The organism is Klebsiella grimontii (assembly GCF_042137965.1).
Classification (GTDB): domain Bacteria; phylum Pseudomonadota; class Gammaproteobacteria; order Enterobacterales; family Enterobacteriaceae; genus Klebsiella; species Klebsiella grimontii.
This window is the reverse complement of record NZ_CP169721.1, coordinates 2167388-2181688: the sequence shown is the minus strand read 5'-3', so window position 1 is coordinate 2181688 and position 14301 is coordinate 2167388. Positions and strand designations below refer to the sequence as shown.

Sequence of the window (14301 nt, the reverse complement as noted above, 5' to 3'; positions counted from 1 at the left end):
CCGGGAAAATTGCCGCCTACAGCCGCACGACGCCTCTGGCCGCCGCCTCATCACGCCACGCCAGCAGCGGCTGATAGTCCGCGCGCCGCATATCGCTGTAGCCGCAGATAAACAGCGCTTCGCAAAGCGGCCGGTAGCGTTCATCGCTCACCAACTGCTGCAATGCCTCTCTCAGCAGCCCCAGCGTCGCCGCGGACGTCGTCGCCGACGTAATCAGCGGCAGACCCGGGGCGAGCGGGCTATGCGCAATCACCACCAGCCCCGCTAGCGCCTCCGGCTGATGGCGCTGCAGCAGCGCCCAGCTCACGCAATCAATGGCGGCGATATCCGCTGTCCCCTGCTGAAGTTCACGCAGCGACTGACGATGGCTGCCGCTAAACGCTACCGCCGAGAAGAAACGCCCATCGCGCGACAGCGGCGCGACCATTTTTAACAGCACGTTATAGCCGGACTGGGAATCCGGCGAATTGCACGCGACCCGACGCCCGCGAAAATCCGCCAGCGTCTGCCGGCTCTCCGCCTCACGCACCACCAGCAGGCTGCGGTAGTTCCGCCCTTCGCACCCCGGCGCCGAATAGTGAAAACAGCCCACCGTTTGCGCTGCCGGCAGCCGCGTCATCAGCGGATAACCGCAGGTCTGGCTCAGCAGCAGCGCCGGATGGCGCCAGTGGGTCAGCAGATCCTCAGGTACCTGATATGACAGCGTATCCTCATCCACCACGCCACGGGCCGCCAGCAGCTGCCGCACCGCCCGCCAGAGCGCCTGAGTATCCTCGTCATTCACCGCGTACATCGGAAACGCCAGCCTTTCACTCATGGTCTTTATCCGCCTTACCCTGCTGGTTGAACCCGGGATGAGCATTCACCGCCACCGATCTGGCAAAAAAATGCCGTAGCCATTCACCGTAACCGCGCACCACAAACCCGGCGTTGCGCCGCTGGTAGTCCGCCTGATTAAACAGATAGATTTTTCGCAGCCCGTACCACGGCACGCCCGGCAAATCGTGATGCACTGAATGGTAGTTGAGATTGAGAAACAGCACCCGCCAGACCAGCCCCGCTTCGTTAATCACCGAACGGGCCAGCGGATCGTCCGCGGCGCGGTGTTCAAGGAAAGAGCGCACTTTGGTCAACGCCAGCGCCGGGTAGCTGATAGCCAGCACGAAATAAAGCGGCGAAAAGCCGAGGTGATTCATCCACGCGAACAGCGCCGCCAGCAGCAGGCCGTGAACCAGCCACATCGCTATCACGTTCACCCGCCGGTGACGAAATGCCGCCAGCGCGCTGGCGAGCGTCTGGGCAATATCCAGCAGCGGCGCCACCAGCAGCCTGCCGAGAAACGTATTGCGCAGATGAATAAGGCTGCGCTGCCAGGGGGCAAAACGTCGCCAGCTCTGCGGCGTAAAATAGTAGGATTCCGGATCGTCAACGGGCTGCGTCAGCAGCTGATGATTATGATGCGCCAGGTGCGAGTCGCGATACAGCCCGTAGGGATACCAGACCGCCAGCGGTAGCGTCCCCAGCAGCTGATTAAACCATGGCCGCGACGTGGGGTGACCGTGAATAAGCTCATGCTGCAATGACATATACCAGGCGGTGAACCAGATGAGCAGCAGCGTGGCGGGGAAAATCCCCAGCTCGCGCCACCAGGCCAGCGAGGCAAACCAGCCGCCGTAGACGGCAACGATCAGCAGCCAGGTGGGCAGCTCGCTGCGCCACAACCAGCTACGGGAAAACTGATGAATCCGCTCACGCTGCTGCGGATGCAGATAGACCGACCTGCTTTTTGCCATTCCTGCCGCTACCTTTTCGCGTTATCTTTTGTCCCCCGAAGATGTGAGATAACGCGTTAAATAACAAAGAAGTTAAATCACTTAGCTTTGCCAGAAAATGACCTTACCCTCTGTCGAACACGGTGATATAGCGCCACCCGGCAAAAATGCTCACGCCTGCGCAAACCAGCAGCGACGCTCCCAGCGATTGCCCCCACCCGGCCGCCAGCAGACCGGCGCCAATCAGCACATAATAAAACAGGCCGAAAAAGGCGCCGGCGGTGCCCCGACAGTCGCCGTAGGCGCTCAGCGCCGACCCCAGCACCAGCGGGATCGCCATGGCCCAGGCAAGGGTGACCAGCGCCACCGGCGCCACAAACCAGATCGATTCCCGCAGCACGTACACCGCGACGCCGCCGACGAAGTGCAGAATGCAGGCGATGGCGAGTATCCGCCCCAGCGGGACATGCTGACGCAGCAGCACGCGGTTAAGCAGCGCGCCGAGCAGCGAACCGGCGGCAAGCGCCATGCCGCTGTAGCCAAAGGTCAGGGTATCAAGATCGAATCGGGCGAAGAGAAAGGGGGCCAGGCTGTAGTAGCTGAACAGGCTGACGTTAAATGCCGCCACCAGTATTGCCGCCAGCGCAATATATTTATCCCCCGCCATCCGCCGCAGCACGCGAAGAAACGGCTCCCCAGCGCGATTTTGCGGACGCGTTTCCGGCATCAGCCGCAGGCAGCCCAGCAGGAGCACGGCGGCCAGAAGCGCCAGCGCGCTGAAGACGCCGCGCATCCCCCAGATGGCGGTCAGTCCGCCGCCGATATAGACCCCGACGGCCGGACTCACCGCCAGCGCCAGGCCGATAAACGAAAAAATCCCCGCCAGCTGCCGCCCGCTATAGCAGTCCCGCAGGACCGTCTGCGTCACTACGGAGCCGGTTGCCGCGCCAATAGCCGTCACTATCCGCGCCGCCAACAGCAGCGAAAAATCCGCGGCCCACAGCGCCATCAGACATCCCATCGCATAAACGCCCAGTCCGACCAGCAGAGCCGGACGCCGACCGTAGCGATCGCTGAATCCGCCCCACAGCAGTACGCCGACGGCAAAACCGATAAAGTAGACGGAGAGGGTTTGCGCCGCCTGCGGCGCGCTCACGGAAAATTGGGCGCTGATATCGGTCAGCGCCGGGCTATAAATCGTTTCCGCTATTTGCGGAAACATCAGTAGCGCGGTCACCAGCACCCGCGCGGCACGTCCCAACATATCCACCTCCTGATAAACAAGAGGCGCTATTGTAGGCAGGCCGTTTTTCGAACATTATAAACATAATGACTTTAAATATCGGAAATCAGACATTATGGCCTGGCTTGACGCTGATGCGGCATTCGATCCGGATACCTTAAAAACTCACCTGATTGGCGTGCAGTCGGCGTTAGGGGATCACGATTCCGGTAGCCACCAGCATAAGATGGCGCAGATTCTGTTTACCCGTCAGGGATGCGTCCGTTTGACCCTTAACGATGGCGCCCTGCTGTGCCTGCTTCCGCCGGGGCGCGCGGCCTGGATCCCCGCCGAAGTCCGCCATCGCGCGGAGATGAAAAACATTGTCGACTATCGTTCCGTCTGGTTTCAGCCGCAGCGTTACCCTCAGTTGCCAACGCAGTCGGCGATACTCAACGTGGTGCCGCTGCTGCGCGAGCTATTAGAACGCATCAGCGCCAGCCCCTGGGATACCGACTGGGAAGCCGAACCGGCGCGGCATCTTGCCGCCCTGTGCCAGGCGGAAATTCGCCTCGCGGCCCGGGAGCCGATGATGCTCGCGCTGCCGCAGGATAAACGGCTGGCGATGGTTTGCGGCGACGCGCTGCCGCCGGCGCTTGGGGCGCTCGCTGCCCGCTGCGGCGCCAGCGAAAAAACCATCAGCCGCCTGTTCCGCCGCGATACCGGGATGACCTACCAGCAGTGGCGACAACAGTGGCGATTAATGAAAGCGGTCGAGATGCTGGCAACCGGGGAGCGCATCACCGATACGGCACAGGCGCTCGACTTCGCCAGCGATAGCGCTTTTATCTACTTTTTCCGCACCATGACCGGCATGACCCCGGGGCGTTATTTTTCCGCCTGATTCTGGCCGCCCGGCGTAAACGGCGGCAGCTTGAGAAAGGTGCTTTGCAGCCCCTCGGACCACGCTTTGCGAATGGTATTGAAATAGGGATCGCTTTCGGTGATCCGATGCTGTTCGGCGCTGCTCAGGCTCCCGCTGCGGTACAGCAGCGTGTCCAGCGGCAGCCCCACCGAAAGATTACTGCGCAGGGTGGAGTCGATCGAGATCAGCGCGCAGCACATCGCCTGCTCCAGCGGAGTATCGATGGTCAACACCCGGTCGATGATCGGCTTGCCGTATTTGCTCTCGCCAATCTGGAAATAGGGCGTGTCGCGCGTGGCTTCGATAAAGTTGCCTTCCGGGTAGATATGAAACAGCCGGTGCGTTTCCCCGGCGATCTGCCCGCCGAGCAGCAGGTTGCAGTTGAAGTTGGTATTGCCGCAGTTCTGCTGATTGCTGCTGTCGCGCTGAATCACCTCCTGCAAGGTTTTACCGATCAGCATCGCCGCGTCGTATAACGAGGTCACCTGCATCAGATTAGGCTCCTGCTGGGTACGAATGCGGCCGCTGAGCAGGCTAATCACGCTTTGCGTGGTGGCCAGGTTGCCCGCCGACTGCAGCACCATGACCCGTTCGCCATCCTGATGGAAAACGTGCAGTTTTTTAAACGTTGCAATATGGTCTACTCCCGCGTTGGTGCGGGAGTCTGAGGCAAATACCAGTCCATCTGACAAACACATGGCCACACAGTAGGTCATCGTTTTTCGTTCCTGCCGTTATTGCTGCTGCGCCTGCTGCGAATGTTCGCGCACTTCAGCGTTAGTTAACATGATTTCTCCCCCGCCGCCGAGGCGGGTGCCGCGAACCGGGCACGCATCAAGATAGTCCAGCCCGGTCGCCAGCCGCAAATGTTGATTGAGGCTGCGCGTGTTATTGGTGATATCAAACGACTGCCAGCGCTCGTTGAGCCACACTTCGGCCCACGCGTGCATGGCGACGTGCTCGGCATTATCGCTGTAGACGTAGCCGCTGACGTAGCGCGCCGGGATCTCCAGCGCCCGGCAGCAGGCGAGAAACACGTGGGTGTGATCCTGGCAAACGCCCTTCGCGCGCGCAAAGGCATCGGCGGCGGAATCCTGCACCTGCGTGGCGCCCGGCGAATAGGGCATTCTCAGCAGTAGTTCGCCCATTAACTGGTTCAGGCTCTCTTCCTGCGCCTCGGGCTGATACCAGCGCTGGGCGAATTCGCGGATCGGGCCGTCAGCGCGCGTAAGCGGCGTACAGCGCAAGAAAACCAGCGGCGACAGCAGCTCCTGCGGCTCCGCGCCGATATCGTCCCCCTCTTCCGCAATATCGACGATCCCGCTGGCGCGAATGGTTATCTCTTTATGCGGATTATCCAGCGTCAGCACGTGCAGCACGTTGCCCCACGCGTCGGTGGTGGCGACGGCGGAACCGTCCGGCAAGGTCAATGACCAGGCGGTGATCTTCTGGCGACCGGTGCTGCGCGGCGTCAGGCGCAGATACTGGGTCGAAAACTTCACTTCTTCATCGTAGCCGTAGCGGGTCAGGTGATCGATAACCAGTTTCATAACGCCTCCAGATAGGTTTGTCTGATGCTGTCAGAAAGCGCGTTAATCCGCGCCAGCAGTGCATTAAGGGTGATCTGTAAATCGGCCTGCGCCAGATCGTCGCGGGTGCTGAAGCGCAGGTCGACGTTCAGCTGGTGCGCCAGGCGCAGCGGCAGGTGCGAGCGATCGTTGGCAATCTGCTCCAGCTGCCCGACGAGGTCGGAGATGCTCGCTCTTAGCGATCTCGGTACATCGTCGCGCAGGATCAGCAGTTCCATTACCGTCTCGCGGCTTACCGGCTGGCGGTAGATGCTGTTATAGGCCTCGCGGGCGCTGACCGCGTTGAGCAGCGTATCCAGCCGGTAGTACTCGCGTACCGGGTCGGGATCGCTGGTCAACTGCTGATCCTTAATCAACAGCAGCTGCGCGGTGGCGGACGCCCGTTCGATCAGCGTCCCGATGCCGATAAAGCTCAGGGCGTCATTGCGCAGCAGCGTGCCGAGAATCGCACCGCGAAACAGATGCACCCGCTCTTTGACCCATTCAAAAAAAGCGTCATTGCCCAGCTCGCCGATCCCCTGCTGGCGCAGTTTTCGCAGCTCAATGCGCGTGGCGTTGATGCTTTCCCACACCTCCGCCGACAGGCTGCCGCGCACCGCGTGGGCGTTGTTCCACGCCATCTCGACGCAGCTGAAAATGCTGTACGGGTTGTTGCCGTCGAGGGCGAAAAAATTGAGCAGATTGCTCATGGTGAAACGCGCGTGGCGCGCCTGAAACAGCTCATGAGTCAGCGACAGATTGAGCGGCAAGGCTAGATCCCGCGACTGCTGGCTATGGCGGGGGATCATCGACAGCTTCCAGGTTACGTCCAGCACCCGGGCATAGCTTTCCGCGCGCTCAAGGTAGCGCGCCATCCAGAAGAGTTCACTCGCTGTGCGGCTTAACATGATTCATCATCCTCCATCACCCAGGTATCCTTGGTGCCGCCGCCCTGCGACGAGTTCACCACCAGCGAGCCTTCGGTTAGCGCCACCCGGGTCAGGCCGCCGGGAACCAGGCGGATCTCCTGGCCGGAGAGCACGAAGGGACGTAAATCGATATGGCGCGGCGCTAGCCCCTCGTCAATAAAGGTTGGGCAGGTCGACAGCGCCAGGGTGTCCTGGGCGATATAGTTGGCCGGATTCGCCAGCAGGCGCTGGCGGAACGCTTCGCGCTCCTCTTTAGTCGAGCGCGGACCGACCAGCATGCCGTAGCCGCCCGCGCCGTGAACCTCCTTCACCACCATCAGTTCAAGATTGCTCAGCACGTAGCTGAGATCCTCCGCTTTACGGCACTGCCAGGTGGGGATATTGCTCAGGATCGGCTGCTCGCCCAGATAGAAGCGGATCATCTCCGGCACGAAGGGGTAGATCGATTTATCGTCGGCGACGCCGGTGCCGATGGCGTTCGCCAGCACCACGCCCCCGGCGCGATACACCGACAGCAGCCCCGGAACGCCCAGCATCGAGTCGGCGTGGAAGGCCAGCGGGTCAAGATACGCGTCGTCGATACGCCGGTAAATGACGTCCACCCGCCGCGGCCCCTCGGTGGTACGCATGTACACCGCCCCGGTTTTAATAAACAGATCCGCGCTTTCCACCAGCTCAACGCCCATCTGCTGGGCCAAAAAGCTGTGTTCAAAATAGGCGCTGTTAAACCGTCCGGGCGTCATCACCACCACGCACGGATCGTCCACCAGCGAGCTTTCACGCAGCGTTTGCAGCAGATAGCTGGGGTAGCGTTCGACCGGCGCAATGTGGTGCTGTTCGAACATTTCAGGATACAGCCGCATCATCATTTTGCGGTTTTCCAGCATATAAGAGACGCCGGAAGGCGTGCGCAGATTATCCTCCAGCACGTAATACTGGCCGTCGCTGTTGCGCACCATATCGACCCCGGTGATATGGGCATAGGTGTTATTGGGTAAATTTATCCCCTGCATACAGGGCTGATACTGTTCGTTCGCCAGCACCTGCTCGGCCGGGATCAGCCCGGCGCGGAGGATGTTTTGATCGTGGTAAATATCGTAAAGGAAAGCGTTGAGCGCTTTCACCCGCTGGCGGATGCCGCGGTCAATCCGCTGCCACTCGCCGGCGGGAATAATGCGCGGCACGCTGTCAAATGGGATCAGTCGTTCGGTGCCCTCATCCTCACCGTAAACGTTAAAGGTGATGCCGATACGGTGAAAGAGCAGCTCCGCCTGCGCTTTTTTCTGCCGGATAGAGAATTGATCGGTACTGCGAAACCATTGCCACCAGGCGTTATAGTGCTGACGCTGCTCTCCCTGTGCGGTAAGCATCTCATCATAATAATGCCCGTCAGGAAGCGTTATTTTTATCATGGCCGTCTCCTCCGGTTGTACTCACTTTGAGGTAATCCCGGTAAGAGATAAGCATTAATTATGCCAGGTAGCGCAGCGCGGCTGCTGGGGGTAACGTTATCGCGCCGCCGCGCCCAATTGAATAAAAAACAACCAGACGCTTTGCTTATTTATGGTTTGTTGGACGCCCGAAATGCACCAATATGGGGCGTCCGTTTCCGCTTTGCCGCCTGCGCCCGTCCCACATCGCCGAGGGTACCCAACCCGTCGGGCCATTCGGTAAAAGGCGCTCCTCTGGCCAAACATCAGCAGCGGTCAGTCGTTAACGTGCCTTAGCTCCAGCCAGTCCACCACCAGACCCGGTTTGATAAAATCAAAGCCCACCCGATATTTCCCCGGCTGCAGCTCGATCCGGCACAGCTTCTGCACGCTCTCCCGGCCAAGAGTGCCGTTGGTCTGGATGGTCGCCACGAACTGGTCATTGAGCAGCAGATTGCAGGCGGTTTGCGCCAGCGGCGCGCCGTTGGCGTGTACATTGACCAGAACATCGTAGCGCGCGGCCTGCTCAACGCTCAGCACCAGCTCCTCGTCGCAGCGCAGACGCGATTGCTCGGCGATTTTTATCGCTCCCTCGCAGTCCGCGGCGCAGCCCGGTTCCGCCGCCAGACGGACGATATCCGCCCGCGGTTTCTCCCCGCGCTTAAACACCTGGGTCTGCAGCATAAAATGGAGGATGTTTGCCGCGCTACGCTGCAGTTCGCCGAGCGTCAGTTCACCTTTCGCCAGCGCCGCAAGGATATTATCCCCGGCCGCGTTAATCTCCGCGCCGTTATTGTTGACCACCATATAGAGATCGTTCTGCGCGCGGATCATCGCCGCGGTGTTGTGGGTGCTCGCCGCGCCGCCATCGATGGGGTCGTTCATCGTAGCCCACCAGTCGGTCATGACGATCCCGCGAAAGCCCCACTCCTCGCGCAGTACGGTGGTGGTGAGATCGTAGTTGGATGCGGCATGGTAGCCGTTGAGCGGGTTATAGGCGGTCATCACCGCGCTGGCGCCGCCGGTTTTCACCGCGTATTCGAAACCTTTCAGATAGATTTCGCGCAGCGCGCGCTCCGACACCACCGAGTCCGCCCTGGCTCTGGCGAATTCCTGATTATTACAGGCGAAGTGCTTGAGGGTCGCTATCCCGCCGCCGCTGCGAATGCCGCGAACCACCGCCGCCGCCATCATTCCGCTAAGCAGCGGGTCTTCAGAAAAGTATTCGAAATTACGCCCGTTGAGCGGATGGCGCTGGATGTTCATCCCCGGCCCCAGCAGCAGGTCAATACCGTTGCGCAGCAGCTCTTTTCCCTCCATCACGTATAAGCGCTCAACGAGGATCGGATCCCAACTGGAGGCCAGCAGCGTCCCGCTGGGGAGCAGTGTGGCCTTCGCGCCGTTATCCATACGGATGCCGGAAGGCCCATCGGCGGTGGATGCCAGCGGGATCCCTTTTTCCAGCAGGCTATCGGCCACTCCGCCAAAGGCCGACGCGACGCCGGGGGTGACTTTATGGCTGCACATGCCTTCTCCGCGCGCCAGGCAGGCCAGCTCCTCCACCGACAGCTGGGCAATAAAGGCGTTCATCGTGGCGCGCCCTTCAGCAACGTCGCTGAGAGTAAGCCCCTGGTTGCCGGTGAGGGTAATCGTCTCCGGCAGGCGCGCCTCAATCCTCGAGCGCAGATTAATCTCCCGGCGCGGCACGTCTTCCCATTCGATCTGATAGCGGCCATCGTCGCCGTCGGCAACCGGTTTAATACGGACAAAAGGCACCGTCGGGGCCAGTACCTGCTGGTGACGGGACAGGACCCGCAGCGTCTTCTGCGAATACCCCGCCTCTCCGTCAACCGGTAACGGCTGCAGATCGCGTACGCTGTTGCCGATCAGCACGCGGTAAAGACCGGGTTCCATCACGTAGCAATGCGGGTGACCTGTCGCCCCGCTATCGTCCAAAGACGCAAAACGCTCCAGCGGGATCGATAGCGTTAAGGTTTCGCTTTCACCCGGCTGCAGCAGGTGGGTTTTAGCGAAGGCCATCAGCGCCCGGGCCGGTTTGCCGAGGGATCCCTGCGGTGCCTGGAGGTAGATTTGCACCACTTCTTTGCCGGCAAAGCGGTCGCCGCGGTTAGTCACGGTAACGGTCGCCTTGATCCGATCGCCGAAGGCCTGCGCCCGCGCCGATGACAGGGTGAAGCGGGTGTATGAGAGACCAAACCCGAAAGGAAACTGCAGGCGCTGGGGACAAAAGGTTTCGAAGTAGCGATAGCCGACGTAAATATCTTCCTGATAAAGGTTTTGCGCTTGTGCTCCCCAGCAGGGCGATGCCGGATGGTCATCCAGAGAGGCGACGATGCTGCCTACCAGCTTACCGGAGGGCGTTACATCGCCGTACAGCAGCGACGCAGCCGCCCGGGCGCCGTCGGCGCCCCCGTGCCAGACGTACAGCAGCGCACGAACGCGTTTACGCAGCAGAGGATCGTCAGCCCACGAGAGATCGATAAGCCCGGCGGTATTCAGCACCACCGTCACGTCATCAAACTCGCGGCAGACCTGGCGCAGCAGAGTTATCTCGTCGGCGGTTAGCCGATAGCCGCCTTCTACATCGCCGTTGTCCTGGTCCTCCCCCGCGGTACGGCCAAGCACAATCACCGCCAGGCTGGAGACGGCGCGCGCCTGGCGAATCTGCTGGTCGCTAAGCGGCATCTCCTGCTGATGCCAGGGCTCGGCGGCCCAGGCTCCTCCGCCGTTGTCAAAGGGATGCTGCGCAATCCAGCGTTCATAGAGCCCGGCCAGTTGCTCATTCAGCCTCTCCCCGTTTCGCGCGCGCATCGCCTGCAGCAAGGTTGTCCGGCTCACCACGTTAACCGCCCCGCCTGACCCGGTGCCGCTGCAATAGTAGTCAATCTGCGTACGGCCAAACAACGAAACCGGCTGCCCGGGATCGAGCGGCAGCATTTGGCGATCGTTTCTCAGCAGCACCGCGCCTTCGGCGGCAGCGGCGGCGGCAAATTCGGCAAACCCTTCCAGCGGGGTCCCCGCTTTACTGTCAAACATGGCGTTGTCCTGTTAACTCATGCCTCCGCGGGAGGCTTAATCACGTAATGAACAGAGCCCGCACGATGCGGGCTCTGCATTGATCAGAAGAAATATTTGAAGCGTAGACGACCGCCATAGCGGGAGTCTTGCTGGCCGTCGCCGCTGGTCGGGTTGGATTCAATCCACGAGGCGTAGGCGCCAAGATAGATGTTGAAGTTCTTCATATTCATGACGTTCGGGAACAGGTAAGACGCATGAATCGTGTGGATATCGTATTTGCCCGGATCGGCAATCCAGCAGCTATCGTCGCAGTTAGCGACAAAATTAGCGGTGTTAAAGCGGTCGATCTTGTTATGCGCGTAAATGTAGCCAAGCTCGAAGCCGCGCCACAGGGAGTTCACCCCCGCGGTGAAGTCGGTTTCATCCTCGGCGTCCATCCAGGCGAGGTTAAGATTGGTCACCACGCCATCCAGCGGATCGGTTTTTTGCCCGTTCCACGTCATCGTATAGCCATAGCCGGTACGGCTGGACTGATCGACCCAGTGCCCTTTCGCATCGTGATAGCCATAGGCGTTATTGACCACGTTGCTTTCCATCGCGATGGCGGTGGAGAAGCGCCCGCTGTTCCACGCGGCGACCGGGCGCAAATAGGCCACATTTTTCTCATTTTCCAGGTCAGTCCCGTGATACTGCTTATCCTGGAACAGCGTGCTGCCGTCTTCCAGCAGGGTATTGAGTTCGAAATACCAGTTATCAAAGGTTTTGCTGACCAGGAAGTTGCCGCCGCTGCTGCTACGGCCGCGCCCTTCCTTCATCATGTAGATATAGCCGTAGCCGTCGCTGTAAAGATCGTTGGCGGTGTTGCCGGAGTATTCCACGAACGTATCCTGGTTCAGCGGGAACATATCGTAAGCCTCAAAGCGCCCAACCTTCACCTTCCAGTCTTTTTCCTGACCAAAGAAGAACACCGCATCATCAAGGTTCATTTTGCCGTTCAGGTCCGCCAGCGGCTGGACGGAAAAACCGGCGAAATTGCCGTTATCCATTTTGCGCATGCCGTCAAAACCTAACAGCAGTCGGCCGTTAATATCCCAGCGTTCGTTATTGCCCGGCGCCCAGTCTTTATTCGCCGTGGTTTTTACCGAGGTCAGGCTGCCGCTGCTGCTGGCGCCGTCCATGTTGAATTCGACATCGCCATAAAACTTGATATCGCCGTAGCCGGAGAGCGTCAGTTTCGTCGGCTCAGCGCCCGGTGCGACAGGCTCCGCGGACTGCACCTTCACCGTTGGCGCGCTTTTCGCCGCGACGGCCTGCTGCCGGGTTAACGTCTGGATCTTCGCTTCCGCATCGGCCGCCCGTTGCTCAGCGTTCATTAAACGCTGTTCCAGCTGGGCTAACCGTTTTTCAATATCCGCAGATTGATTATTTGTCGCGGCCAAAAGACCAGAGGAGAATACGCCACTAATAACCAGAGCTATATATTTCACTTTCATTATTAACGTCCCTAATTACATTATTATTTGTTTCATCCAGATTTTCACCGGGGCTATTCAGGGAAATAACCTGCATAGCCCTTTTAATACAGCGTTGAATTATCAGGATTCGGCGAAGGTTCCGTGGTTCAAGTCATCGACGATGCCGTTCATTCTATTTTCCGTTAAGCCATAAAATTTAATAGAGATAGCGGTAAGAACATAAAAAATGGAAGGAACTAACGTGAACAGCAGCACCACGCCCTGGACGGCTGAAGCCGGCTGCACCGCGGTGTTAGCGGCGTAGTGGTAATAGGCCAGCACCCAGCCAAGAATCGCCCCGCCGACCGCCACGCCCAGCTTAATGACAAAGATATTTGCCGCGACGTTCATACCGGTTATACGCCGCTGGGTTTTCCATTCGCCATAGTTATTGACGTCGGTAATCATCGACCACTGCAGCGCGCCGTTGCCGCCCTGAATGATGGAAATCAGAATATGCACGCCGAGTACCGCAATCCAGTATTGCACCGGAAGCATAAAGCATACGACGCCCAGCGCAGCGGTGAGCAGATTAACCCAGAACGAAAATCTGACCTTACAGAAACGGGTGCCGAATGGTTTGGCCAGCACCGACCCCAGCATTGAGGCAAACATGCCGCCGAGCATGAATATCGTAATAACGTCCGAGCCTTTATTCAGCACGTTATTCACGTAATACACCACCGCACCGCCGCGAATAACCACGGCAACCAGCATCATAAAGTTGTAAACGGAAAGAATACGCCACTGATCGTTACGAAAAAGAATTTTCACATCGCGAGCAATATTCAGGTTCTCTTCTTTGATCGGCTGCACGCGTTCTTTGGTGGTGGCAAAGCAGATAACAAACATCAGGCAGCCAATCACGCCGAATAACGCCATGGAGACCTGAATACCGGTAGCGCGGTCGCCAGGATAGAGAAAATCAGCCAGCGGCAAAATAAACGCGGTACCGAGCGCGCCGCCAATCGGAGTGATGGCAAAACGCCAGGATTGCAGGGAGAGGCTCTCGCGCGGATCGGAGGTCAGGGCCGCCCCCAGCGAGCAATAAGGAATATTAATCGCCGTATACATCAACGTCATGAATATATAAGCCGCAACGGCGTAGACAATTTTCCCCGAGTCGGAAAAGGACGGAATGGAATACACCAGCACGCAGCTCACCGCAAAGGGCACGCAGATCGCCAGCAGCCACGGACGGAAGCGTCCCCAGCGGGTAGAGGTGGCATCAGCAATCGCCCCCATGATCGGATCGGTAATCGCATCCAGCAGACGAACCAGCAAAAACATCGTCCCCATCACGGCGGGCGGCAGGCCATAAATATCGGTATAAAAGTAAGCGAGGATTGCCACGGACGAGTCAAACACGATGTGACTTGCCGCGTCCCCGAGGCTATAGCCTACTTTTTCTCTGACTGAAATTTTGTCGCCAGCGGACATACACCACTCCTTTATGCAAAATGAAACCGGTTTCGGTAATGTCTGCATTTTTTACTTATCCGCTATGCTGGCGCCATTATGTTTTTTTATTAATTATTTATGTTTTTTAATTTATGTGATCCTGTCAGCTTTCAGCCGTATTAATCCGAGACTTTTTGCATGACAGATCACAGCTTTTAATCCTTTGCGTATTTTTTAATACGCGATAAGCGAAAACAGCACCCGCATATATAAATAGCAGCTAGTTTTCTATTTTCTTACCTGAGGCTCGCACGGCGTTTTTAATTTATACGAAAACATTCACACTAGAAATATAAATAGCCTGGTTTTATATAATTAAGATTATAATATTGTACTGTTCAGGAGATGGCCGGCCGGGGGTCTTCTGAGGCAGGTAATTTCTCTGTTTTGCTGCAAAATGTTAGCTTCGACACGCGCAGCGGCGGATATTCGTCTAAGGTT

Annotated in this window: 11 protein-coding genes; 1 reads left to right on the top strand and 10 read right to left on the bottom strand. The window is 58.6% G+C overall.

Annotated features, from left to right (window positions below; all coding sequences use genetic code 11):
- Positions 1–16: 16 nt before the first annotated feature.
- The 3 genes from ACE3MN_RS10380 to ACE3MN_RS10370 all read right to left on the bottom strand — a co-directional run bounded on the left by ACE3MN_RS10380 (position 17) and on the right by ACE3MN_RS10370 (position 3036).
- Positions 17–817, bottom strand: coding sequence for a phosphate/phosphite/phosphonate ABC transporter substrate-binding protein (locus tag ACE3MN_RS10380; protein ID WP_049130772.1), 801 nt, complete (start codon positions 815–817; stop codon positions 17–19).
- Complete coding sequence (locus tag ACE3MN_RS10375) at positions 810–1793, bottom strand: fatty acid desaturase (RefSeq protein WP_024357840.1); 984 nt, start codon at positions 1791–1793, stop codon at positions 810–812. Before ACE3MN_RS10375 ends, ACE3MN_RS10380 begins: the two co-directional genes overlap by 8 nt.
- A gap of 103 nt (positions 1794–1896) precedes the next feature.
- Positions 1897–3036: a multidrug effflux MFS transporter gene (locus ACE3MN_RS10370; RefSeq protein ID WP_024357839.1), complete on the bottom strand. Its 1140-nt coding sequence runs from the start codon at positions 3034–3036 to the stop codon at positions 1897–1899.
- 94 nt (positions 3037–3130) lie between these two features.
- Here ACE3MN_RS10370 and ACE3MN_RS10365 point away from each other — a divergent pair, with 94 nt between their 5' ends.
- Entirely contained in the window at positions 3131–3898 is a 768-nt protein-coding gene (locus ACE3MN_RS10365; protein WP_024357838.1) for a helix-turn-helix transcriptional regulator, read from the top strand.
- On the opposite strand, the gene ACE3MN_RS10360 is transcribed toward ACE3MN_RS10365, so the two are convergent.
- The 7 genes from ACE3MN_RS10360 to ACE3MN_RS10330 form a co-directional block, all read right to left on the bottom strand.
- Complete coding sequence (locus ACE3MN_RS10360) at positions 3883–4635, bottom strand: proteasome-type protease (RefSeq protein WP_004121932.1); 753 nt, start codon at positions 4633–4635, stop codon at positions 3883–3885. The two genes, ACE3MN_RS10365 and ACE3MN_RS10360, sit on opposite strands and share 16 nt — an antisense overlap.
- 18 nt (positions 4636–4653) lie before the next feature.
- Complete coding sequence (locus ACE3MN_RS10355) at positions 4654–5469, bottom strand: transglutaminase domain-containing protein (protein WP_004121934.1); 816 nt, start codon at positions 5467–5469, stop codon at positions 4654–4656.
- Positions 5466–6395, bottom strand: coding sequence for an alpha-E domain-containing protein (locus ACE3MN_RS10350; RefSeq protein WP_004121935.1), 930 nt, complete (start codon positions 6393–6395; stop codon positions 5466–5468). The genes ACE3MN_RS10355 and ACE3MN_RS10350 overlap by 4 nt, the downstream gene beginning before the upstream one ends.
- Entirely contained in the window at positions 6389–7828 is a 1440-nt protein-coding gene (locus tag ACE3MN_RS10345) for a circularly permuted type 2 ATP-grasp protein (RefSeq protein WP_024357837.1), read from the bottom strand. The genes ACE3MN_RS10350 and ACE3MN_RS10345 overlap by 7 nt, the downstream gene beginning before the upstream one ends.
- 294 nt (positions 7829–8122) lie before the next feature.
- On the bottom strand, positions 8123–10903 hold the full coding sequence (locus tag ACE3MN_RS10340; RefSeq protein WP_375364356.1) for a glycoside hydrolase family 3 N-terminal domain-containing protein: 2781 nt from the start codon (positions 10901–10903) through the stop codon (positions 8123–8125).
- Positions 10904–10986: 83 nt separating this feature from the next.
- Entirely contained in the window at positions 10987–12378 is a 1392-nt protein-coding gene (locus ACE3MN_RS10335; protein ID WP_024357835.1) for a carbohydrate porin, read from the bottom strand.
- 102 nt (positions 12379–12480) lie between these two features.
- Positions 12481–13839 (bottom strand): glycoside-pentoside-hexuronide (GPH):cation symporter, encoded by a 1359-nt coding sequence (locus ACE3MN_RS10330; protein WP_024357834.1) that lies wholly within the window; start codon positions 13837–13839, stop codon positions 12481–12483.
- Between the last annotated feature and the right edge of the window lie 462 nt (positions 13840–14301).

Bases quoted from the DNA above. Each gene is read 5' to 3' on its own strand.
- ACE3MN_RS10360 (WP_004121932.1), bottom strand. From the start codon at position 4,635: ATGACCTACTGTGTGGCCATGTGTTTGTCAGATGGACTGGTATTTGCC.
- ACE3MN_RS10340 (WP_375364356.1), bottom strand. From the start codon at position 10,903: ATGTTTGACAGTAAAGCGGGGACCCCGCTGGAAGGGTTTGCCGAATTT.
- ACE3MN_RS10355 (WP_004121934.1), bottom strand. From the start codon at position 5,469: ATGAAACTGGTTATCGATCACCTGACCCGCTACGGCTACGATGAAGAA.
- ACE3MN_RS10350 (WP_004121935.1), bottom strand. From the start codon at position 6,395: ATGTTAAGCCGCACAGCGAGTGAACTCTTCTGGATGGCGCGCTACCTT.
- ACE3MN_RS10330 (WP_024357834.1), bottom strand. From the start codon at position 13,839: ATGTCCGCTGGCGACAAAATTTCAGTCAGAGAAAAAGTAGGCTATAGC.
- ACE3MN_RS10345 (WP_024357837.1), bottom strand. From the start codon at position 7,828: ATGATAAAAATAACGCTTCCTGACGGGCATTATTATGATGAGATGCTT.
- ACE3MN_RS10375 (WP_024357840.1), bottom strand. From the start codon at position 1,793: ATGGCAAAAAGCAGGTCGGTCTATCTGCATCCGCAGCAGCGTGAGCGG.
- ACE3MN_RS10370 (WP_024357839.1), bottom strand. From the start codon at position 3,036: ATGTTGGGACGTGCCGCGCGGGTGCTGGTGACCGCGCTACTGATGTTT.
- ACE3MN_RS10335 (WP_024357835.1), bottom strand. From the start codon at position 12,378: ATGAAAGTGAAATATATAGCTCTGGTTATTAGTGGCGTATTCTCCTCT.
- ACE3MN_RS10380 (WP_049130772.1), bottom strand. From the start codon at position 817: ATGAGTGAAAGGCTGGCGTTTCCGATGTACGCGGTGAATGACGAGGAT.
- ACE3MN_RS10365 (WP_024357838.1), top strand. From the start codon at position 3,131: ATGGCCTGGCTTGACGCTGATGCGGCATTCGATCCGGATACCTTAAAA.